At 72.5% G+C, this 22,738-nt stretch carries 16 protein-coding genes; 9 read left to right on the top strand and 7 right to left on the bottom strand.

The window, feature by feature from the left end; translation table 11 throughout:
• Nucleotides 1-21 precede the first annotated feature (21 nt).
• Genes ACZ61C_RS11900 through ACZ61C_RS11880 form a run of 5 tightly spaced genes read right to left on the bottom strand, consistent with a single transcriptional unit; the run spans nt 22 to nt 4,924 of the window.
• Entirely contained in the window at nt 22-708 is a 687-nt protein-coding gene (locus ACZ61C_RS11900) for an NlpC/P60 family protein (RefSeq protein ID WP_465305691.1), read from the bottom strand.
• On the bottom strand, nt 705-929 hold the full coding sequence (locus ACZ61C_RS11895; protein WP_465305689.1) for a hypothetical protein: 225 nt from the start codon (nt 927-929) through the stop codon (nt 705-707). The genes ACZ61C_RS11900 and ACZ61C_RS11895 overlap by 4 nt, the downstream gene beginning before the upstream one ends.
• 14 nt (nt 930-943) lie before the next feature.
• Nucleotides 944-1,426 (bottom strand): poly-gamma-glutamate biosynthesis protein PgsC/CapC, encoded by a 483-nt coding sequence (locus ACZ61C_RS11890; protein WP_465305687.1) that lies wholly within the window; start codon nt 1,424-1,426, stop codon nt 944-946.
• A complete protein-coding gene (gene pgsB / locus ACZ61C_RS11885; protein WP_465305685.1) occupies nt 1,423-2,604 on the bottom strand; it encodes a poly-gamma-glutamate synthase PgsB in 1,182 nt (393 codons plus the stop codon). The genes ACZ61C_RS11890 and pgsB overlap by 4 nt, the downstream gene beginning before the upstream one ends.
• Nucleotide 2,605: 1 nt before the next feature.
• Nucleotides 2,606-4,924 (bottom strand): HAMP domain-containing protein, encoded by a 2,319-nt coding sequence (locus ACZ61C_RS11880; RefSeq protein ID WP_465305683.1) that lies wholly within the window; start codon nt 4,922-4,924, stop codon nt 2,606-2,608.
• A 499-nt stretch (nt 4,925-5,423) separates the two neighbouring features.
• Between ACZ61C_RS11880 and ACZ61C_RS11875 the strand changes: the two genes are divergently transcribed.
• From ACZ61C_RS11875 to ACZ61C_RS11860, 4 genes are all read left to right on the top strand, one after another.
• Nucleotides 5,424-7,319, top strand: a complete 1,896-nt coding sequence (locus ACZ61C_RS11875; RefSeq protein WP_465305681.1) for a pectate lyase family protein — start codon at nt 5,424-5,426, stop codon at nt 7,317-7,319.
• A 13-nt stretch (nt 7,320-7,332) separates the two neighbouring features.
• Nucleotides 7,333-8,340 (top strand): right-handed parallel beta-helix repeat-containing protein, encoded by a 1,008-nt coding sequence (locus ACZ61C_RS11870; RefSeq protein ID WP_465305679.1) that lies wholly within the window; start codon nt 7,333-7,335, stop codon nt 8,338-8,340.
• A 227-nt stretch (nt 8,341-8,567) separates the two neighbouring features.
• Entirely contained in the window at nt 8,568-10,340 is a 1,773-nt protein-coding gene (locus tag ACZ61C_RS11865; protein WP_465305677.1) for an RICIN domain-containing protein, read from the top strand.
• Nucleotides 10,337-11,743, top strand: a complete 1,407-nt coding sequence (locus ACZ61C_RS11860; protein ID WP_465305675.1) for an SMP-30/gluconolactonase/LRE family protein — start codon at nt 10,337-10,339, stop codon at nt 11,741-11,743. Before ACZ61C_RS11865 ends, ACZ61C_RS11860 begins: the two co-directional genes overlap by 4 nt.
• Nucleotides 11,744-11,761: 18 nt before the next feature.
• Here ACZ61C_RS11860 and ACZ61C_RS11855 read toward each other — a convergent pair whose 3' ends face one another.
• Nucleotides 11,762-12,811, bottom strand: coding sequence for an aldo/keto reductase (locus tag ACZ61C_RS11855; RefSeq protein ID WP_465305673.1), 1,050 nt, complete (start codon nt 12,809-12,811; stop codon nt 11,762-11,764).
• Between the two features lie 71 nt (nt 12,812-12,882).
• Here ACZ61C_RS11855 and ACZ61C_RS11850 point away from each other — a divergent pair, with 71 nt between their 5' ends.
• From ACZ61C_RS11850 to ACZ61C_RS11830, 5 genes are all read left to right on the top strand, one after another.
• Nucleotides 12,883-13,458: a TetR/AcrR family transcriptional regulator gene (locus ACZ61C_RS11850; protein WP_465305671.1), complete on the top strand. Its 576-nt coding sequence runs from the start codon at nt 12,883-12,885 to the stop codon at nt 13,456-13,458.
• Between the two features lie 57 nt (nt 13,459-13,515).
• Nucleotides 13,516-15,291 (top strand): serine/threonine-protein kinase, encoded by a 1,776-nt coding sequence (locus tag ACZ61C_RS11845; protein WP_465305669.1) that lies wholly within the window; start codon nt 13,516-13,518, stop codon nt 15,289-15,291.
• A gap of 66 nt (nt 15,292-15,357) precedes the next feature.
• A complete protein-coding gene (locus ACZ61C_RS11840; RefSeq protein ID WP_465305667.1) occupies nt 15,358-16,545 on the top strand; it encodes a right-handed parallel beta-helix repeat-containing protein in 1,188 nt (395 codons plus the stop codon).
• A gap of 2 nt (nt 16,546-16,547) precedes the next feature.
• Nucleotides 16,548-17,342, top strand: a complete 795-nt coding sequence (locus ACZ61C_RS11835; protein ID WP_465305665.1) for an FHA domain-containing protein — start codon at nt 16,548-16,550, stop codon at nt 17,340-17,342.
• A complete protein-coding gene (locus ACZ61C_RS11830; RefSeq protein ID WP_465305663.1) occupies nt 17,339-21,673 on the top strand; it encodes an Hsp70 family protein in 4,335 nt (1,444 codons plus the stop codon). The genes ACZ61C_RS11835 and ACZ61C_RS11830 overlap by 4 nt, the downstream gene beginning before the upstream one ends.
• Here ACZ61C_RS11830 and ACZ61C_RS11825 read toward each other — a convergent pair.
• Entirely contained in the window at nt 21,659-22,480 is an 822-nt protein-coding gene (locus ACZ61C_RS11825) for a HEAT repeat domain-containing protein (RefSeq protein ID WP_465305661.1), read from the bottom strand. The genes ACZ61C_RS11830 and ACZ61C_RS11825 overlap by 15 nt on opposite strands.
• Nucleotides 22,481-22,738: the final 258 nt, after the last annotated feature.

The raw sequence follows: 22,738 nt of genomic DNA, 5'->3' as shown, positions 1-22,738 counted from the left end.
AGGCAACCCACTCGACGCGGCCTACAACCGTTTCGCCGAGCGGAACTCCTGCGCGAACTTGCTCTCACCATCAAGTGACGACGCACCAAAACTGGGCCCGTCAGCGGCTTTCCGGCTGGACAGCACCCGCCGATGACCATCGCCGTCGACCCCGAGATAGATGCCCACCTGCGACACCTCACCTTTCGGCGCCGGCGCGAAGAACAGCAGGTCCCCAGGCTGCAGTCGTGAGTAACCGGTCGCCGGGCGGTGAGCGTCGGGCACGATCGGGCTCCCCGGGCCCGACGCCGACATCGTGCCGGCTTCCCGGGGAAGTCCGTTGCCCCGCACCGGGAATCCCTCCCGATAGCCGTACACCAGCCGGACGAAGCCGGCACTGTCGAGCGCGCCGGAGCCGTGGAGATAACGGTCGAAGTCCGCGTTGTCGGCGAACGCGGCGTCGCCCGCGATGCGGACGCCGGCCGGGTCGAAAACCGGTGGTGCGCCTTCGATGTACTGCAGCGCGACGCCGAGGACGTCGGGCGTGGTGCTGCCGAGCGCGCCCGCAAGCCACGGTCCGAACCACGGCGCGCGCTCGGCTCCCGAGGTCCACGGCTGGGGTGCGAGCCGGACCCACGCCGTGCTCGTCACCGCCGCCGACGGGAAGCTCGGTTCACGGAACACCCGCGCCGGCCCGGTCAGCACCACCGTGAGCGCGCCGTCGGTCATCGTCGCCAGCACCGCGCCGCCGGGGTCGTGAGGACCGTCCGCGGCGGGTCGGTGAGGCGGGCGAACCGGTGGGTGCCACCCATCGGCGTCGCGCCGGCGGCCGCGGCGACGGCGGTGATCGCCAGCTCGTCCTGCTCCTGGCGCGCGTAGTACACCGACGCCGTCCCGGACACCACGATCACCGTGGCCAGCGCCAGAACCCGCCCGAACCTGCGCCACATGCGCTTCCCTCCACTCACACCGTCGGGACGAGGCCGATCAGGGCGCCGCTGGCGAGCACCGCGTAGCTGACGACGCTCACGCCGCCGGTCGCCAGCAGCGTCGCGCCCGGCGGCTGGCGCACCAGCTGGTAGGCGATGAGCCCCGGTACGACGAACCCGAGCGTCTGGTGCACGAACAGCAGCGGGAACCCGGCCTGCAGGAACACGACCAGCGACACCTGCAGCACGACCCCGAGCAGCACCACCGCCGCGAAGAGCCGCTTGCCGTACAGGATCACCAAGCGCTGCAGCACTTTGGTGCCGCCGTAGGTCAGGGCCGTCATGAACACGATGACCGCGGCGCGGCGGTAGTCCTCGACGAGCGTCAGCGCCAGCCAGCCGGGGGTGATCATGCCGCCGGGGGACAGGTTCGTCGTGAGGTAGCAGACCAGGGACAGCAGCAGGCCGATGGCCAGGCCGATCGTGGCGATTTCGGGGGCCAGCCCGATGGTGTTCACGGGTGACCGGCCGGCAGCTTCGCGAGCTCTTCGACGAGCAGCTCGCCCTGGCCGTGGATGTTGCCGATGGCGACGACGGACAGCTCGCCGTCCTGGCCGGCGAGCAGCTCCCGCACCAGCTCACCGGCGGGCCGGTGGCCGCCGAGATCGGTCACCCGGTCGTGCCACCCGTCCGGGATGGCGACACGGGCGCTGCGCGTCGGTTCGCCGATCAGCAGCACCCGTTCGGGCGCGATCGACGGCACCAGCGCGCCCATCTGGCCGTTGCGCTCCACGCGGTCCGGGCGGCAGTTGATGACGACGTGCAGCGGGTCGCCGATGGCGCGCTGCCCGCGCAGCTGCTCGATGTTCATCAGCGTCGACTCCGGGTCGTTGGCGGCGAAGACGTTCGCGAACCGCAGCCGCCCACGTGCGGACCGGTAGTGGTGCACGCGCAGCACCCCCGGATCGGGCGGGGCCGCCCACATCCCCTCGAGCGCGAGCTGCCGCGGCACGCTCAGCCGGTCCGCCACGGCCAGCGCGATGGCGACGTTCTCCTTGAACGTGATCCAGGTGAACGCGCTCAGCTCGGCGTCGGTCACCGACTCCGGGTCGACGACGACGAGCTCGCAGTCGCGCCGGGCGGCCTCCTCGCGCAGGATCGCCAGCCGCTCACGCTCGGCCGTGACGCACACCCCGCCCACCGGCATCGACCGGCACAGCGAGCGGGCGACGTCGTCGAGCGTCGGGCCCATCTCGGCCAGGTGGTCCTCGCGGACGTTGCACAGCACGCCGATCGTGGACTGGATCAGCTTCTCCTGGTTGAGCTCCTGCAGGTCCGGCTGGACGGCCATGCACTCGATCACGAGCGCGTCCGGCCGGTGCGCGGCGGCGCGGCGGACGATGGCGAGCTGCTCGACGACGTTGGCGAGGCCGAACTTGCGGTAGACGGGTTCCTCGCTGCCGTCGGGGTGGATGAACCGGGCCGCGGTGCCGGTGGTCTTCGCCGCCGTCGCGATGCCGCCCGCGCGCAGGGCGCCGGCGCACAGCCGGGTGATGGAGCTCTTTCCGCGGATGCCGTTGACCAGCACGCGGTGCGGGATCGACCGCAGGTGCGCGTGGTGGTGACGCTGTTCGACGATCCCGCCGGCGAGCAGCCCGCCCGCGCCGAGCAGCAGGACGCAGTAGAGGAAGACCATGTCAGGACCGGTTCCCGACGAGCACGGGCGTTTCTTCGTCGGCCACGGTGCCGGCGGCCAGCTCCCGGCGGCAGAGGTCCACACAGGACGCCACGGTGCCGATCTCGTCGAGGCGTTGCGCGTAAACGGTTTCCGGGTCACCGGCGGCGGCACGTTCCGCGGCCGCGGCGACCCGGCGCAGCGGCCGGACGACGATCAGCTCGTGCCAGCCGCCGAGCAGCACCGCGAGGACGGCGGTGAGCAGGGCGGCGGCCCGGACGGAGTTGTCCGCGGCACCGAGACCGCCGACGGGCTGTTCGGCCAGCACGACCCAGCCCAGCGCACTGGCGGGCCCGCGCTGCGCGACACTCTGGGCGGCGACGAGCGTAGCGCCGTTGACCTGGCCCGGCGACTGCCCACCGCGGGCGGCGGCGGTCGCGGCACGCAGGCCGGGGTCGCCGAGCTGCTGGAAGGCGAGGTAACCCTGGGTGTCGACGATGGTCCGGTCACCGCTGTCGAGCACCCGCACCCGCGCACCGGCGGACTGCAGCGGCTGCGCGAGCCGGGTGACGTCGAACTCGCCGACGAGCGTCCGCTCGCCGTCCAGCCGCACCGCGGCGTAGACGACGGGCACGCGGCCACTGGTGTTGTGCTGCCGCAGCCCGTCCCCGGGGGGAACCGGGCCGTCCCGCAGGGGTGCGCGCCCGCCGAGCGCGCGGACGGTCCCGGCCGGATCGGCGACGTAGACACTGCGGAAGGCGGGGTCGGTCACCAGGCGGTCGACGAGGGCGGGGAGTGCGGTGTCGGGCTCGCCGGAGCTGAGCCGGGCCGCGCCGCGGAGTTCGGCGAGGCCGTGGGTGAGGCCGGAGCGCAGGGCATCGGCGGAGCGGTCGAGCCGAACTTCCTGCTCGGCGACGAGGGTGGCGGGGACGCGGGTGCCTTGGAGGCCGAGAGCGCAGAAGACCGCGGCGGACCAGCCGAGGAGGGCGAGAGTGACGAGGGCGATGAGCAGCCGGGCGGGGATGCCTCGGCGGGTGGTGCGGGCCGGGATGCCGCTGTGGGCGGTCGCCGAGCGGGGTTTGCCGAGCAACCGGGCGCTGATGCCTCGGCGGGCCAGGGTGCCGCCGTGCGTGGTCGCCGAGCGGGGCTTGCCGAGTAGCCTTGCGCGGATGCCCCGCTCTGCGGTACCTGCGGGCAGCCGGGCGGGTATGCCCTGCGGGGAAGGAGCGGCGACCGCCGCCACGGCATCGCCGAGCAACCGCCGGGTACCGATGCTCCGCTGTGCGGTACCAGCGGGCGCGCTGTCGAGGGTGTCGCCGAGCAACCGCCGCCGCATCGTCTCCATCGCTGCCGCTGCCCGGCCTACCTCCGCCGTCCGCGTTGTCCGCACCGGTTCCGCGCGATCCCCGTCCGCGACGGCCAGGGCGTCCGCGCGCAACCGGCGGATCGGCCGCGCCAAACCCCGCCGCAGCAGGAACGTGCCCACCGCCGCCAGCACCAGCAGCGCAGTCCCGAAGACCTCGCCCGGCCACCTCGGCGGGGCGCTGTCCGCGGGAAGCCACGTCACGGTCACGACCGCCAGCCCGAGATCACCGGCGAAGGCCGCGCTCCGCACCGGCGCGTAAGCGACAACCGGCTCCGAACCGGCCCCCACCAGCACCCCCGATCCCGTGGAAGCCGCGGCCGAGGCCGTGTCCAGCGAAGGGCCCACCGAAGCAGGCACGTCCGCGCCACCGGCGTACAACACCGCGCCGCCCGCCGCCACGAGCCGGATGTTCTGCTGCGGCGTCCGGCCCGGCGGGGGCACGCGCAGCGCGGTCGACACCACCAGCACCCGCCCGCCGGCCAGGGGGATCGCGCTGAGCAGCCGGGGAACCTCGCCGGGACGCGCCACCGGCCGCACGGTGAGCCGGCCCGCGCTCGCGAGCTCGTCGGCCGGGACCGGCTCGCCGTACGCGGCGCGCAGCGTGCGGGTGCCCGCGTCGAGGAGCGCCGCCCCGCGCCACGACGGGTACACCGTGCTCAACGCGCTCAGCAGGCGGCCGTCGTCCGGCTCGTCGAGGGCCTTCGATCCCGCGACGACCTGCAGGTCGTGGGCCGCCGACGTGGCCGACGCCGCGACGACCTTCGCGAGGGACTCGGCGTCCCGCTGCTGGGCCGCCGCGCCGGACGGCGGGTCGTTGAGCAGGGTGAACGGGCCGAAGAAGCAGAACGCGGCCACCAGCAGCAGGAGCACGAACCCGGTCGCCGACGCGGCGCCGGCGCCGCGCGGGAAACCGGCTTCGGGCAGGCGGTCCTGCAGCCGGCGAAGCGGCGCACTGGGGGAGGGGCGGGTGCGCATGCACGCTCCTAGGACGGGCGGCCTGGTGGGGCCGCCCGTGGTGACTGGGCCGGGGGGAAGGACGCGAACGCGGGCCGGGGGTCGGGTGGCCGGGCACCGGTGGTCCACATCCACGATTGTTAGGAAAGTTTCTTTCCGAACGAGGCCCAGGATGATCCGCCACGCCCTCGCTGTCAACCCCCGTCGCGACCCACGGTGGTCGTCCGTGTCGCCACCGTGGTGCCTTAATTTGGAAAGTAACTTTACTAACTCGGTTCCCGGTTGTATGGTTCTGCTCAACGCCGCCTTCATGCAGTCCTGGTGACAACCAGTCAGCGACGGAGGAGTTTTGTCCAGACAGGCGATCCACTTCCCGGCGATCTCACGCCGGTAACGCACACTTCGTGCCCCGTCCGCCGGCTTCCGGCGGACCGATCGACCACAAGACCGCTCACGGTCCTTTGTGTACCCCGAAACGCGCATCCTCTCGGAGGTTTCCTTGTCACGCAGAAAAAAAGTCGTGATCGTGACCGCGGCGCTGTGCGTCGCGGCCGGCGCGGCCGGGCTGAGCCAGTCCGCGGCGGCGTCCGGGCCCGGCGCGCTGACGAGCCTCGACACGTCGGCGGGCAACCGCGCGGCGCCCGTGCCCGGTCTCTACGACTGGAGCAAGGCCGGCTTCCGCGGCGGGCAGGACCTGCCCGGCGCGAGCGCGGTCAACCCGAGCGCGAGCTGCACGATCACCGCGGCCCAGCTCGCGAGCACCTACAAGGTCAAGCCGGACGACGGCGTCGACGACACCGCCGGCATCCAGTCGGCCATCGACAAGATCCACTCGTCGTGCACACCGTCGGCGAGCTACACCAAGCTGAGCCTGATCACCTTCCCGGCCGGCACGCTCAACGTCACCCACGAGATCCACGTCGACGCGAGCTACCTGATCCTGCGCGGCGCCGGCATGGACAAGACGAAGTTCGTCTACGCCCCGGACAAGAACACCGAGTACGACGTCGTCACGCCCGACGGCGACCAGTGGGACCAGCACGAGATGAACTACGAGGACGGCTCCGGCGGCTGGCTGTGGCCGGGCCGCGGCCTGTTCCGCGTCCAGTCGCGCGGGGTGGACCCGAGCTACGCCAGCCAGTACAAGTCCGCGCCGGCCAACCGGAAGGACATCTTCGAAGGCACGGTCAACGTGCACTGGAAGGCGGGCGCGAAGCTGCGCGAGAAGCCGGGTGACAAGGGTTTCGCGGCGCGCACCGGTGACAAGACCGTCTACCTGGCCACCAGCGCCAAGACCACGAACATGAAGGTCGGCGGGTTCATCAACATCCGGGCCGCCAACTCGATGAAGTTCTACCAGTCGATGAACGCGGTGCCCACGACCTGGCCGCTGCAGAACCTCCACATGCGCCAGCAGTGGTTCACCGTCACCGCGATCGACACCAAGAACCACACGGTGTCCATCGACAAGCCACTCGAGTACGACGTCCCGGTCGACTCCACATCGGACGGTTCCGCCCCGATCGACGGCGCGACGTACGCGTCCAAGGCGTCGCCCATCGTGGACCCGATCGTCGGGGTCGGCTTCGAGGACTTCACCTACGGCCAGGTCGCCCCGCCGGGGGTCACCGAGGCCCAGGCCAAGGACAACTACGGCAACCTCGCGCCCTCGCTGGCCATGCAGGGCATCGTGTTCAAGTGGGCCGCCAACTCCTGGGTCCGCAACACGCACGCGACGATGACCGGGTCGCACCCGATCGTCACCGAGGAGGCCAAGAACCTCCAGATCGTGAACAACGAGCTCGACGGCTCGTGGAACAAGGGCAAGGGCGGCAACGGCTACTTCCGCGGCTCCCGCGTCTGGGACTCGCTCTACGCCGGCAACACCACCCGCGACCTGCGGCACTTCACGTTCCAGTGGTCGGCCTCGGGCAACGTCGTGATCGGCAACGACATCGACTCCGACTTCAACATCCACGGCGGGTACGAGCGCAACAACCTGTTCGAGCTGAACACCAACAAGGTCTCCTTCGCCCACCGCTCGGGCAACTGCACGGCGCACTGCGGTGACGAAGGCGGGGATGCCCCGGACGACTCGACGTGGTTCCCGATCTACTGGTCGACCGGGCAGAAGGCGGTCAAGTGGTCCGGTTCTTCGGGCCCGCGCAACGTCTTCTTCAACAACACCATGACCAAGCAGGTCACCGCCGGCGCGGCCTACACGCCGTACTACCCGGACCACACGAAGATCTACCAGTTCGGCTGGGACGGCACCAAGTTCCACCACCTGGACGTCGGCGGCAAGCCGATCGTGGACTGGGCGCACAACGAGCAGAAGGACTACACGAACGGCCACGGCGTCGACGACACGAAGACCAGCACGGCGAAGTCGTTGTTCCTGAAGAACGTGAGCTGAAAGGAACGGACCGATGATCAAGACCCTCGCGGCGTTGTCCTTGGTCGGCCAGCTGGTCCACCCGGTGGCGACGACGATCAACGTCTCGACGGCGGCGCAGCTCTCTTCGGCGCTGTCCGCGGCGAAGGCGGGTGACACGATCGTGCTGGCCGACGGCGACTACAGTGGCGCGTTCGTGGCGACCAGGCCCGGCACGGCGGCCGCGCCGATCACCCTGACCGGCAGTGCGAAGGCCGTGCTGCACGACCCGCTGTTCAACCCCGGTGACACCGACTGCCCGTCCGGCCAGACCGGCTACGGCCTGTGGCTGCAGGGCGCGAGCTACTGGAACCTCGAGGGGTTCACGGTCAAGGACTCGAAGAAGGGCATCGTGCTCGACGGCGCGTCCCACGTCACGATCGACGGCGTGAGCGTGCACGACATCGGGTACGAAGGCGTGCACTTCCGCAAGAGCAGCGCGTACGGCGTCATCAAGAATTCGACCGTTTACAACACCGGCAAGGAAGAGCCGGGGTACGGCGAAGGCGTCTACCTCGGCTCGGCCAACAGCAACTGGGAGTGTTACGGCGCGAACGGCGGCAAGGACCCCGACGCCAGCAACTTCGGGCAGGTGCTGGACAACAAGATCGGCCCGAACGTGGCGGCCGAGGGTATCGACATCAAGGAGGGCACGCACGACGGCGTGGTCTCGGGCAACACCCTGGACGGCACGGGGGAGAAGAACCAGAACTCCGGCGACTCCACCATCGACGTCAAGGGTGACAAGTACACGATCACCGGCAACAAGGTGACCCACCCGTACCTCGACGGGTTCCAGACGCACAACGTCTGGGGCAAGACCGGCTGCGGGAACACGTTCACGAAGAACACGTTCACGCTGACCAACGCCCAGGGTTACGGGATCAACTCGACGAACCAGAGCAGCTGCGTCTCGCAGAAGTCGCCGAACGTGATCGGCGCGTCCAACACCGCGACCGGCGGCAAGGGGGTGTCGAAGACCCCGGTGACGCCGGGGAGCTGAGCCGGCCCGCGGCGGTGGCTCACCCGGAGTCACCGCTGCGGTTCCCGATCATCGGGACAGGGCTCTTGACACCGAAAATAATAGGTATTTACCATCAATCTCACCTCGAAAGCCTCGATCACCGAGGGGTAGTCCCGGACTGTCCGACAGCCGCCACTGTCTCCGCACTCGTGAGGAGTGGCATGCTTCTGCTGTCCAGAAACAAAAAACGGTGGCGCGGGACGATCGTGGTGACAGTGGTCGCCGCGGCCACGCTCGCCGTCCCGGCCGGCCCGGCGTCGGCGGCGACGTCGGCGAACGTGTGGCTCACCACTCCCGACCGCGGAAACCTGTTGCGGCAGCAGGGAAGCGTGACCTTCGGCGGCGGTGGCAGCGGGCCGGTGATCACCGTGAACCCGAACAGCACCTACCAGTCGATGGTCGGCTTCGGGGCCTCCTTCACCGACGCCGCCGCGTGGAACATCAACAACTCCCCACGGCGTGACGAGATCATGAACGCGCTGTTCAACCCCGGCAGCGGGGTCGGCCTCAGCTTCCTGCGCCAGCCGATCGGCGCGACCGACTTCTCCCGCAGCTTCTACACCTACGACGACGGCGCGGCCGACCCCGGCCTGACGCGGTTCTCCGTCGCCCACGACAACGCCTACATCCTGCCGCTGGTCAAGCAGGCCAAGGTGCTGAACCCGAAACTGTCCATCATGGCCACGCCGTGGAGCGCACCGGCGTGGATGAAGAACAACAACAACCTCATCGGCGGCAACCTCAACGACAGCCAGGTCGGCACCTACGCCGACTACCTGGTCAAGTTCGCTCAGGCCTACGGCGCCGCGGGCGCCCCGATCGACTACCTGAGCGTGCAGAACGAGCCCAAGTTCTCGCCGCCGGGTTACCCGGGCATGCCGATGTCGGCGGGCCAGCAGGTGAACGTGATCAACAGCCTCGCGCCGAAGCTGCGCTCCGCCGGACAGAACGCCAAGATCCTGGGGTACGACCACAACTGGGACGACACGAGCTACGCGCAGCAGGTGAACAACGGCGCCGGCAACAACGTCGCCGGTTCGGCCTGGCACTGCTACGGCGGGAACCCCAGTGGTCAGTCCACTGTGCACAACGCCCAGCCGAACAAGGACATCTTCTTCACCGAGTGCTCCGGCACGGAGTCGGGCAACACCTTCGCGGACTCCCTGCGGTGGCAGGGGATCAACCTCGCGATCGGCGCCACCCGCAACTGGGCGAAGACCGTCACGACGTGGAACATGGCGCTGGACAACAACCACGGCCCGGTGATCGGCAGCTGCACCAACTGCACCGGCGTCGTCACCACCAACGGCTCGAACGTGACCTACAACGCCGAGTACTACGTCCTCGGGCACCTCAGCAAGTTCGTCCAGCCCGGCGCGGTGCGGATCGACTCGACCGGCTACGGCGACGGCGGTGTCCAGAACGTCGCGTTCCGCAACCCGGACGGGACCATCGTGCTCGTCGCGCTCAACAGCGGCGGCACGCAGAACTTCCAGGTGTCCTACGGCGGCCAGTCGTTCGGCTACCAGCTGGCGGGCGGCGCGATGGCGACGTTCACCTGGCCCGGCACCGGCGGCACCACGCCGCCGCCCACCGGCCGGACCGGCGCGGTCTCGGCGCTGGGCAAGTGCCTCGACGTCACCGGCGGCTCGACCACCAACGGGAACCGGGCGCAGCTGTGGGACTGCACGTCGGGCCCGAACCAGCAGTGGACCCTCGCGACCGACGGCACGGTCCGCGGCCTCGGCAAGTGCCTCGACGTCACCGGGAGCGGCACCGCGGACGGCACGGCGGTGCAGCTGTGGGACTGCTTCGGCGGCGCCAACCAGCGCTGGACGACCGGCGCGAACGGCTCCTTGGTCAACGCCGGGAGCGGGAAGTGCCTCGACGTGACCGGCGGCGGCACGGCCAACGGCACGCAGGTGCAGCTCTGGACCTGCACGGGCGGGCCGAACCAGCGCTGGACGGTCCCGGCGTGAACGTCCACTTCGGACGCCGGCTCGCCGCGGCGGCCGCCCTCGCCGTGGCCGGGGTGACGGTGGCCGCCGTCCCGGCCACGGCGGCGGGCACCGGCGCCATCACCGGAATCGGCGGCAAGTGCCTCGACGTCCCCGGCAGCGCCAACGGCACCCGGGTCCAGCTGTGGTCGTGCACCGGCGGCACGGCCCAGCGGTGGACCGTGACCGCCGACGGCACGGTGGTCGCCGCTTCGGGCAAGTGCCTCGACGTCGCCGGCGGCTCGGTGGCCGACGGCGCGGCCGTGCAGGTCTACGACTGCAACGGCACCGGCGCGCAACGCTGGACCGCCCGCACCGGCGCCCTGGTCAACACCGCGTCCGGGAAGTGCCTGGACGCGACCGGTGTGTCCAGCGCGGACGGCACCCGGCTGCAGACCTGGGCGTGCACCGGCGGCGCGAACCAGGCGTGGACGCTGCCCGGGAGCACCACGACACCACCGCCCGACGGCCCCTGCCCGCCGGGCCCGTTCGGCTCGCCGCTGCCCTCGGCCCACCTGACCGCCACCAAGATCCAGGACGGCTTCAACTTCCTCGAGGGGCCGACCTGGGACAAGGCGAGCCAGACCCTGCTGCTGACGAACATGCACGACGGCGCGGGGGCGCAGAACGTCCAGCCGTCGGACATCCTGCGCTACACCCCGGCGACGGGCGCGTTCACCACGGTGGTGCCCAACGCCGGCAGCAACGGGCTGGCGCTGAGCCGCGACGGGAAGTCGCTCATCGCGGCGACGCACGACAACCGCAGCGTCTCCCGGTACGACCTGGCAAGCGGGCAGCGCACCACGCTCGCCGCGAACCACCAGGGCCGGGCGTTCAACTCCCCGAACGACGTCACCGAAGGCCCGGACGGCACGGTCTACTTCACCGACCCGGACTTCCAGCGGGCCGACCGCCCGGACGGGATGGCGGGCCGGACCAGCGTGTTCCGGGTGCACGACGGCGTCGTCTCGCTGATCGACGACACCATCCGCGAGCCCAACGGCATCGAGCTGTCCCCGGACGGCAAGACGCTGTACGTGGGCGGGAACGCCACCGGCAAGATCTACCGGTACCCGGTCAACGCCGACGGGAGCACCGGCGCCCGGAGTGACTTCGCGGCGGTGGCGGGCACCGACGGCGGCACGATCGACTGCGCGGGCAACGTCTACCAGGTGACCTACGGGGACGGCGTGGTCCACGTGTTTTCGCCGTCCGGACAGGCGCTCGGGACCATCTCGGCGGGCCGCAACGCGACGAACGCCGCGTTCGGCGGGCCGGACGGGAAGACGCTGTTCATCACTTCGGGCACACCGTCCGGCGGTGGGGACAGCGGGAACTTCGGGCTGTACAGCGTCCGGCTGAACGTGCCCGGCTGGCCGTACTGAACCCGCGGCCCGGCATGGCTACTTCAAGGCCATGCCGGGCACGCGGGCCCGGATCGCGTCGAGCTCGGCCTCGTCGGAGACGCCCTGCCAGTCGTACCGGGGCGTGTAGGGCACGATGAGCGAGCGCACCTCGTCGTCGGTGAGCACGACGTCCAGCGACGCCACCGCGTCGTCGATCTGCCGCACCGAGCCGGCGCCGACCAGCGGGGCGGTGACCACCGGCTGGTGGCGCAGCCACGCCAGGGCGATCTGCGCGCGGCTCACGCCGTGGGCACCGGCGACCTGCCCGACGGCATCCACGATCGCCTTGTTCGAGGCCTCCTCGGCGGGGGAGTAGAGCAGGTCGGCGAACGCGCCGTCGGTCGCGGAGCGTTCGGTCGCCTTCGCGTCGTCCCAGGCCCGGGCGAGGCGGCCGCGGGCCAGCGGGCTCCAGATGATCGTGCCGACCCCCTCGTCCAGGCACAGCGGGATCATCTCGCGCTCTTCCTCGCGGTGCAGCAGGTTGTAGTGGTCCTGCATGGACACGAACCGCGCCCAGCCGTGGTGCTTCTGCAGGTGCAGGGCCTTCGAGAACTCCCACGCGGGCATCGAGGACGCGCCGAGGTAGCGCACCTTGCCCGCCTTCACGAGGTCGCTGAGCGCCTCGAGCGTCTCCTCCAGCGGGGTCGCGTGGTCGTTGCGGTGCACCTGGTAGAGGTCGATGTAGTCGGTGCCGAGCCGCCGCAGCGAGTGGTCGACCTCGGTCATGATGGCCTTGCGGGACAGGCCGCGGCCGTTGGGGCCGGGCCGCATCGGGTGGCGCAGCTTGGTGGCGATCACGACGTCGTCGCGGTCGGCGAAGTCGTTCAGCGCGCGGCCGAGGATCTCCTCGCTGGACCCGTTCGAGTACATGTTCGCGGTGTCGAAGAAGTTGATGCCGGCCTCGAGCGCGTGCTTGACGAGCGGCCGGGCCTGTTCTTCGCCCAGCGACCAGACGGGGTGGCCGCGGTCGGGCTCGCCGTAGGTCATCGCGCCGATCGCGACGGGCGAGACGTCGAGACCGGTGGTGCCGAGCTTCACGTAGCGCATGGGGTGCCTTCTGGGAGAGGGAGTACTAGCGGAGGATTCTCCGCATGTCAAAGATGAGGCATGATCCGGATATGACCGACGGGACCTACGGCACGCAGCGCCGGGCCGCGGCGCGCAACCGCGTCGCGATCATCGAGGCCGCGCACGAGCTGTTCGCGCAGAACCCGCTCGTGCCGCTGAGCGAGGTCGCCAAGCGCGCCGGGGTCGGCGCCGGCACGCTCTACCGGCACTTCCCGACCCGGGAAGACCTGATCCTCGCCGCGTACCAGCACGACATCGAACGCCTGACGCTCGCCGCCGACGAGGTGCTCAAGCGCCGGCCGTCCGCGAAGGCCGCGTTCATCGAGTGGTTCGAAACGCTCTCCGGCTACATCCGCGTCAAGCACGGCCTCGGCGACGCCCTGCACAGCGCGGCGGCCCAGGAGGTGATCGACGCGACCTGGGAGCCGACCACCGCGGCGGTGGCGAAGCTCGTCGACGCGTGCGTCGCCGAGGGCACGATCGCCCCCGGCCACGACCCGGCGGACGTCATCATGCTGATGAGCTTCCTGTGGCGCGTGGCGAACACCGAGGAAGGCGCGGCGCAGGGGAGGCGGTTGATCGCCGCTGTCTTCTCCGGCCTGGCGGCGCCGCCCCGCCCGGTCTGAGGAGCGCCCCGGTGACGCGGGGTCAGCGGGCCGACACGGCTTTCGTACACTGCCCGCGTGGGCAAGGGGCGCGTCGTGGCCGGCCGTTACCGGCTGGAAGAGGAGCTCGGCCGGGGCGGCATGGGCGTGGTCTGGCGAGCGGTCGATCTCGAGCTCGGCCGGCCGGTGACGCTCAAGCGGTCGCTGGGCGAGGACGCCGGCCAGATCCGGCGCGAGGCGCGGATCGGGGCCGGGCTGCTGCACTCGAACGTCGTCACGGTGTTCGACACCGTTCTCGACGACGACGGCCGGTGGCTGGTGACCGAGTACCTGGCCGCCCGGAGCCTCGAGGAGCTCGTCGACGACGACGGGCCGCTGCCCGAGGACCGGGTCCGGCGGATCGGCACGCAGCTCGCCGCGGCGCTCGCCGACATGCACTCGCGCGGCATCGTCCACCGCGACGTCAAGCCGGGCAACGTCCTGGTGACCGCGGACGACGTCGCCAAGCTGACCGACCTGGGCATCGCCCGCTGGACCGAGGTCACCCGCACCGGCGGCGCCCAGCTCACCGGCACGCTCGGGTACGTCGCGCCCGAGGTGGCCGACGGCGGCGAGGCCGGGCCCGCGTCGGACGTCTTTTCCCTCGGCGCCACCCTCTACGCCGCCGTCGAAGGCCGGTCGCCGTGGGGCGCGGGCGAGGACGGGCCGTTCGCGCAGATGCGCCGCGCCGCGGGCGGGCGGCCCGCGCCCGCCGAACGCGCCGGGCGGCTCGCGCCGGTGCTCGCCGCGCTGATGGCCCGGCACCCGGCCGACCGGCCCGCCGCCGCCGAGGCGGTCGCGCTGCTCGCCGCGGACGCGCCCGCACCCCGCAAGCCGCGACGGCGCCTGCGCCGGCGGCTGCTCGCCGGGGCCGCGGTGGTGGTGGTCGCCGCGCTGGTGACCGGGTTCTTCTTGACGCGGCCGCCGTCGGCGACCCCGGTCGCGGCCGGGCCGAACACCCTCGGCGCCGACCCGGGGAAGACGGACCCGTGCGCGGCGATCTCGACCGACTCGCTCGCGCCGTTCGGGGAGCCGTTCGTGGACCCCGAGGTGCTGGACTTCGGCACCTGCGTCGTCACGACCACCCTCGCCGACAAGAGCGGCCAAGTGCAGACCGTGCTCTCCTTGACCGGCCCGCAGCGGTACCCGACCCGGCCGCCGGTGCCCGGCCGGGTGGGCGACATCGAACGGCCCGAGATCCGCGACGGCGCCTGTGAACGCGCCATCTCGCTCGCCGACGCCAACCGGATCGTCGTCACCTCGCACCCGACCGACCGCGCCCCGGACGCGCCGCTGTGCGCCTTCTCGGAGGCGGTGCTGTCCGGCGTGCTGGCCAAGCTCGCCAACGGGCCCCTGCCGGTGCGCGAGCGGCCGTTCCCGGAGTGGTCGCTGGCCCGCGTCGACGCCTGCGGCCTGCTCGACGTCTCCGAGACGGCGGGAGCGCTGGGCCAGGCCAAGGCGCCGGACCGCGAGTTCGGCGGCTGGGGCTGCACCTGGGAGCACGACCCGCGCACGATCTCCGTGGAGTACAGCCGGGAATGGCCGATCGAGGCGGACTCGGACGTGCCCGGCGACCGGATCCGCGTCGGCAACCGCAAGGCCGTTGTGGCGCCGGTGCCGGGCGGGAAGCCGGAGTGCGCCGTCGAAGTCGTGCACCGCCTCTACACCCCGGTGCTGCCCGTGCTGCGCGGCACCGCCCCGCAGCGGGAGGAGGTCGTCGTCGTGTCCGTCCAGGACGCCGCGGCGGCGGACGGGAACGCGCTGTGCGCGCCCACGCGCTCGCTGGCGGAGGACCTCGTCCGGCGGCTGCCGTGAACCGGGGACCGGTCCCGGGCGGCCTCGGCTAGAAAGAGTGCGGCCGGGGGAGAGGCGGGACGGGAAATGGTGATGCGGGTGCTGGCCGGTGTGGCGCTCCTGGTGGCGAGCGTGGCCGGGCCGACAGTCGAGGGGTCTGCCGGACCGGCGCCGCGGACGCGGCACGTCGGCCCGCACGCGGAGTACACCACCGTCCAGGCGGCGGCCGACGCGGCCCGCCCGGGGGACACGGTCGCGATCGAGGCCGGGACTTACCCGGGTGGGCTGACCGTCCGCCACGACGGCGCCCCGGGCCGGCCGATCCGGTTCACCGGCGTCGGCGGCAAGGCGGTGCTGACCGGGGGCGGCGGCCTGGCCCTGGGCGGGCACGGCCGGTTGGAGTTCACCGACATCACGGTGGCCGGCTCGACCGGCTTCGGCGTTTACGCCGACGGCGCCCACGACCTCGTGTTCACCCGCTTCGGCGTCGACGGCTCCCGCGACGGCGGGCTCGTGCTGGTCGGCTCCCGGCGGGTGCGGATCACCGGCTGCGACATCCACGGCACCAACGCCCGCGGCACCGCAGCCGACCACGAGGCGCTGAGCATCGCGTCCGGCTCGTCGGACATCGAGGTGTCCGGCTGCCGCGTCCACGACAACGGCGAAGAGGGAATCGACGTCAAGTACGACGACGCGGCCCGCGTCAAGATCCACCACAACGTCGTCACCGGAAACCGGGGTCCCGACATCTACGTCGACTCGTCGTCGTCGGTGGACGTCTACGCCAACGTGGTCGGCGGCACCCGCGAGGCCACCAAGGCCGGCATCGGGCTCGCCGTCGAGGACTACTCGGAAACCCGGCTGCTTGCGAAGGTCCGGGTCTTCGACAACCTGTCCACCGGAAACGCGCAGGCCGGGCTGAGCCTGTGGGTGGAGTCGACCGGGACCATGCGGGACGTCGAGATCGTCAACAACACCTTCGCCGGCAACACCCGCGGCTCGGTGCTGGTCGACGCCGACCGGTTCGCCGGCACGAACACCTTGCGCAACAACGTGTTCGGGGACGGCCCGGTCGACGCCGGCCCGTTCACCGCCGACCACAACTTCGCCGGGGACCCGGGGTTCGCCGACCCCGCCCACGGTGACTACCATCTGACCGCCGGCTCGCCCGCGATCGACGCCGGCAGCCCGGTGCACGCCCCCGCGACCGACCTCGACGGTGTCGCCCGCCCGGCCGGTGCGGGTTTCGACATCGGCGCCTACGAGCGGAGGTAGCCGTGGCCACCGGGCGACTCGACCCGTACCGCCAGCGCAGCCTCCGCCACGGCGTCGCCGACACCGTGCCGGGCACGTTGAGCGCGCTCACCGTGACCGGCGGGGTCGCGGTGCCGCCGGCCCCCGGGAGCCGGGTCACCTTCGGGCGCAACCGGCTCGAGGTCGACGTCTGCGTCGGGGAAGAGGACGTGCGGATCAGCCGCATCCACGGGCAGCTCGTGCGCGAGCGGGACCGCTGGTGGCTGAGCAACACCGGCCGCTCGCCGATCCGGCTGTCCGACAGTGTTCTGCTGCACCGCGACAGCGAACCGCTGCCGCTCGCCGAGGGGTACACCGCGCTGTTCCTGCGCGGCACCCGCGAGCACGTGCTGGAGCTGCTCGTCTCCGACGGCGAAGCCGGCGTCACCACCCGCCGGCCGACCCACCCGACGGCGCCGCCGAAACGCTGGCGGCTCTCGCCCGAGGAGCACCTCGTGCTGGCAGTGCTCGGGCAGCGGTACCTCGGGTACGACCCCCAGCCGCTGCCGCTGTCCCGGCAGCAGGCCGCCGCCGAGCTCGCCGAGCGGCAGCCGCGCGAGAACTGGACGGCCAAGCGGGTCGAGCACCTCGTTTCCCGGGTCCGGCAACGGCTTTCCGACGCCGGGGTGCACGGCCTGCGGCGCGAGGAGGTGGGTGAGCCCGTAGGGCTGACGCTGACCGTGAACCTGCTGCGTGAGCTCGTGCTTTCGACCACACTGGTGCCGATGGACCTGGAATGGCTCGAGCTGCCCGAACCGCCCGCGCCGTTCCCCGGATGAGGGAGGCCCGGATTTCCGGTCCCGGCACCTTTCGCGACCTGCTCGGCGGCGGTGCGGCGAAGCGGCTGGCGCGCGCCACGGCCCGCCTCGAAGCGGCTTTTCCCGGCCCTTCCGGTCCGCCGTCCGAGCGGGCGGCCCGCGCCTACGGCGACGCCCTGCGGCTGGCTTTGCGCGTGGACACCGTTCAAGCCGAGGAGCTCTTCCGGCGCTACGACGCCCGGATCCCGGCCGAGCACTACCCGCTGACCGCGGCCGACGAACCCTGGCTCACCGGTGCGGACCGGCCCGCGGCGACGGTCGTGTTCGAGGTGGCGACGCGGCTGCGGCTGCCGGCGGCGCAGCTGCGCGCCCGGGACCGGCTGGCCGAGCTCCTCGACGACGCCGCGTCGATCGTGCGCACCCTGGACCGGTGGCGGGCGGCGGGGGTGCTCGACCTCGACGTCGTGACCCGGGTCCTGCGCGGCTACCCGCCCGAAGACTTCGCGCGGGACGAGCAGATGTGGCGGCTGTTCTTCGCGCACCTGCCCGAAGAGCTGGTGCCGGAGCTGTTCGAGGTCCGGGTCTTGCGCGGGCAGGGCGCGGCCGCCGTCCGGCTGGCCGGCACGCCGGACCAGCAACGGCGTGCGCTGGACGCCTGCCTGGCCGGCGCCGAGCCCGACGACGTGACAGCCGGGCTGGCTCTCGCCCGCGAACGAGGTGACGGCGCGGTCGTCACGGCGCTGGCCGGGCGGCTGGGCGACCTGCTGGCCGAGGCCGGCCGGTACGCGGAAGCGTTGCCCGCCTTCGAAGAAGCCGGCCGGGCCGACGGGGTGAGCCGGTGCCACGAGGAGCTCGGCCGGTTCGCCGAGGCCCTCGTGACGTGTCCGGCCGGGCTGGGCGAGCGGCTCGTGGACCGCTTCGTGGCCGGGATCCACCGGTTGATCGAGGGGGAGGACTTCACCGAGGCCGCCCGGCAGCTGCGGCGGGTTCTCGACCACGGCGAGCCCGCCGCACGGCAGCCGGAGCTGGCCGACCTGCTCACCACGCTCCTCGGCGTCACCCGACGGCACTTCGGCGAGCTCCTGCGCGGCGGCGCCGACCGGCGGGACACCCTCCGCGCGTGGAGCCGGGTCGAAGAGGCGGCGGGGGAGCACGCCCTGGCGGCCGCCCGGGCCGAGGACGGCGGTGAGTTCTTCCGCGCCCACCAGCTGTTCCTGCGCGCGGGCCGGTTCGGCGAGGCGGTCCGCGTGCTCCGCGACGACGACACCCCGGACGCACTCGCCGCCCGGGCCGAGGCGTGCGAAGCCGGAGGTGACACCGCCGGCGCGGCCGCGCTGTATGACCGCATCGGGCAGCTGGAGCGGGCGGTCCCGCTGTACATGGCGGCCGGCTCGTTCGCCGCGGCGGCGGACTGCCTCGTCCGCCGGCTCGGCGACGACGCCGCCGACGACCTCCGGCTGGCCGAGTGCCTGCGCAAGACCGGTGACCACGGTGAGCTCGTGCGGCGCTGCCTCACCGTGGTCGAGGCCCGCGGCGCCGGGACCCGGGCCGCGGGGGTGCTCCGTGAGCTCGTCCACGACGGCCTGGTGCCCGCGGAGCTCACCGCGCGGGTCACCGACGCGCTCGTCACGCGGGAGCGGGTCCGGTTCGAAGAACGCGCCCAGGCCTGGGTCGCCCAGGCCCGCACGGACGTCGAAGCGCGCTACAGCGGCATCTGGGGGTTCGACCTCGGCACCACGACCTGCGCCGCGGCCGTCTACGACACCGAGACCCGGCAGCCGGTGTTCTGCCCGTGGAAGGGCGAGGTGCACTTCGCCTCGACGGTGAGCCTGGACCGTGACGGCAACGAGCTGGTCGGCCTGCACGGCGAGGAGACGCTCGTGCCGTGGCTCGTCGGCCACATCGACGCCGCCAAGCGCAAGATGGGCCGGGGCACGGTGTTCAAGGTCCGCGACCGCACCTTCCGGCCGGAAGAGGTCGCCGCCCGGCTCGTCCGGCACGCCCGGGGCCTGGTGGAGGCCTTCCTGGCCGACCGGGTGCGCGAGCGCGTCGCCGACCTGGCCGCCGATGAGCTCGGCGTGGTCCGGGAGGACTGGCTGTCCTGGACCGAGCGGAACCACGACCTGCGGCTGGAGCGGCCGCGGGCGGTCGTCACGATCCCGGCGTACTTCACCAACAACCAGAAGGCGGCCACGCGGGCGGCCTGCCGCATCGCCGGCGTCGACCTCGTCCGGCTGATCCACGAGCCGACGGCCGCGTGCATCACCGCCGCGCGCGAACGGCGGCTCGACGGCGCGATCGCCGTGGTCGACCTCGGCGCGGGCACGCTGGACCTGAGCCTGCTCGACGTCGGCGAGAACGTCTACGACGTGCAGGAAGTGGGCGGGGACAGCCAGTTCGGCGGCCAGGACTTCGACACGGTGCTCACCGAGGCGCTGGCGGACCGGCTGGACCGGCGCGGGATCACGGTGCCGGCGGGCGGTGCGGCGCGGCGGCGCCTGGCGATCGCCGCGGAAAGCCTGAAGATCGAGCTGTCCGCGCGGGAGCACGCGGAGTGCGAGCTGCGCGGCCTCGGCGCCGGCGCCGTCGGCCTGGAGCTGACCCGCGCCGAGCTGGCCACGATCCTGGCCGGGCAGCTGGCGCACCTGCACGAGGTCTGCGCCGCGTTCAGCGCCGCGGCGACCACCCGCCCCGAACACCTGGTGCTGATCGGCCGCCCGATGTTTTCGCCGCTGGTGCGGGAAACCGTGGAACGGGCGTTCGGGCTGACCCGCACCGTCGTGTCCGACCCGCGGACCGCGGTGGCCGGCGGCGCCGCGCTCCTCGGCGCGATGCGCGACGGCTCGCTGGACGACATCGTGCTGCTCGACGTCACGCCGCTCTCGCTCGGGATCCGCGTGCACGACGAGCACGACCGCGAAAGCCTGTCCGAGCTCGTGCCGCGCCACACGACCATCCCGGCCACGCGCTCGGACGTCTTCTCCACGCACCACGACAACCAGTCCTCGGTGCGCATCGAGATCTTCAACGGCGGGCTCGACGCGGAGTCGAAGATCGGCCAGTTCGAGCTGGCCGGCATCGCGCCCGCCGAAAAGGGCGTGCCGCAGATCGACGTCACCTTCGAGATCGACGCCAGCTGCGTGCTTTCGGTGACCGCGCGGGACCGCGCCACCGGGCAAGCTAGCTCGATCCGGATCACCGACACCACCCTGCTTTCACCGCGGGAGGTCGCCGAGCTGACCCGCAGCTACGACCGGCAGCGCGAAGTCGAGCAGCGCCAGCAGGACCTCGCCGACCGCCGCGACCGGCTGCGGGAGCTGGCGGCGTCCACAATGGACGACGACACGGAGGCGGCGTGGCAGGAGTTCCGCCACCGCCAGGCCACGCACGTGCCCGCGGCGGGCGCCGACGACGCCGACACGGCGCTGCTGGTCGAGATGTTCAGCCAGGCCGGCCAGACCGACCTGGACCTGCGGCACGCGCGGGAGGCGGTGCGCGAGGCCGCCGTCGCCGCGCTGAACCACGTCGACCAATCCGGTGGTGAGCTCGAAGCCGACTTCGCCGAAACCGCCCGGCTCACCGGTGAGCTGACCGCGCGGCTGACCGCGCTGCGCGACGTGGCGGCCAGGATCGCCCGGTGGAACGCGGTCCTGGTGCGGCTGGCCCTGGCCGAGCCCGACCCGCTGCGCCGGTTCCGCGCCTGTTACGAGGCCGGGGACTACCGGCAGGCGCTGGCCGCGCTCGACACACCGCCGGTGTCGGCCGACGACCGCCGCCGGTACGCCCGCTGCCTCGCCGAAACCGGGGACGCCGACGGGTACCGGAAGTTTCGCCCGGCCGGGTCCGGCGCGGTGAGCTCCGCGCTCGTCCGGGTCGAGGTCGGCGCGGAGTCGCGCGCCGGGTTCCTGGTCTCGGACCGGCTCGTCGTCACCGCCGGGCCGGGCCTCACCGCCGAAACCGTCGTGACCACCGGGCAGGGCGTCCGGGCCGTGACCCGGATCCACCGGCCGGACGCACCGGAGCACGAGGTGGCCGTGCTCCGGCTGGCCGAGCCGGTCGACGCCGACCCGCCGCCCCTGGGCTATCCCTCGCTCGTGCGCCTCGGCGACCCGCTGCAGACCGCCGACGGTGGCACCGGCCTGGTCGACCGCTTCAGCGTGGCGGCCGGCGCGCGGCTGTTCCACGTCGGACTGCGCGTGTCGCCCGCCGATGTCGGCGGACCGGTGCTGGACGAGCTCGGCGACGTCGTCGGCGTGGTGGTGTCCGCCGAGCCCGGCGGGGCGGTGGTGCTCGGCGTCACCGCCGTCCTCCCGCTGCTGACTGAAGCGGGAGGGAGCTCAGGCCGACCGTAGCGAGCTGAGGGCTTCCCTGATCGCCGGGGCGTGGTCCGGGTCCGCGAGCAGCGCGCGGCGGAGGGGTTCGACGGCTCGGCGGTCGCCCGAGCGGCCCAGGGCCACGGCGGCCCCGTACCTCACCTGGCCGTGGTCGTCCTCGGCGAGGCAGGTGATCAGGGTGGTGACCGCGCGAGGGTCGCGGAGGACGAGCAACGCGTGCACGGCGTGGAACCGGACGAGCCAGTCGTCGTCCTCGGCCAAGGCGGTGCACAGCAGGGCCACGACCTGGTCCCGCTCCGCCGTCCCTTCGTCCCGGTTCGAGAAGCCGAGCCGCTCCCAGCCGAGCCCGTCCCAGCCGAGCAGGTCGCCGCTGCTGATGTCACGGATTCCGAGCGCGGCGCTGCGCCGGACTTCGGGCCGCGGGTCCCGCAGGGCGCGGGACAGCGCGTGCAGCGCGGGCTCCGGGCCGCCCGCCCCGAGCAGCGCCTTGACCACCCAGTGGACCGCGGGGATCACCGGGAGGTCGTCGTCGTGGAGGTCCGCCGGCAGGGGAGCCCACCACACCTCGTCGAGCGCCAGCGTCGACAGCCGCGCGACGACTTCGTCGCCGCCGATTCTGCTCAGTGCCTCGATCATCACCCCGGCCGCCTTCTCGGACGGCCCGCGCCGCAGCGCGTCGAACAGCGGGTCCACCGCACGCGGATCCGGGTTTCGCCGCAGCGCGCGGGCGGCGTCGACACGCACCGGCGCGTCCGGGCTGCCCAGCCGGGCGGTCAGCTCCGGCACCGGGACCCCGGCGTCGTTCTTCCGGCGCCACCACGGCATCGGTCCTCCTCGGTTCCGCCGGTGAGCTCGAGGTTGCCCGGCTGTGATCAATCCGACTCCGCCTCAGCCGGGCACCGGGCCGAAGCGTGGTGGCGGCATGAAACTCAGAACCAGGATCTTTGCCGTTGTCACTCTCGCACTGTCCGTGGTGGGGGGGGGGGGGGGGGGGGAGGGGGGGGGGGGGAGGGGGGGGGGAGGGGGGGGGGGGGGGGGGGGGGGGGGGGGGGGGGGTGGGCGGCTTGTCGTTTACATGCAAGC

Source organism: Amycolatopsis sp. NPDC104587, from assembly GCF_055583645.1.
This window is presented reverse-complemented; position numbering and strand designations above follow the sequence as displayed.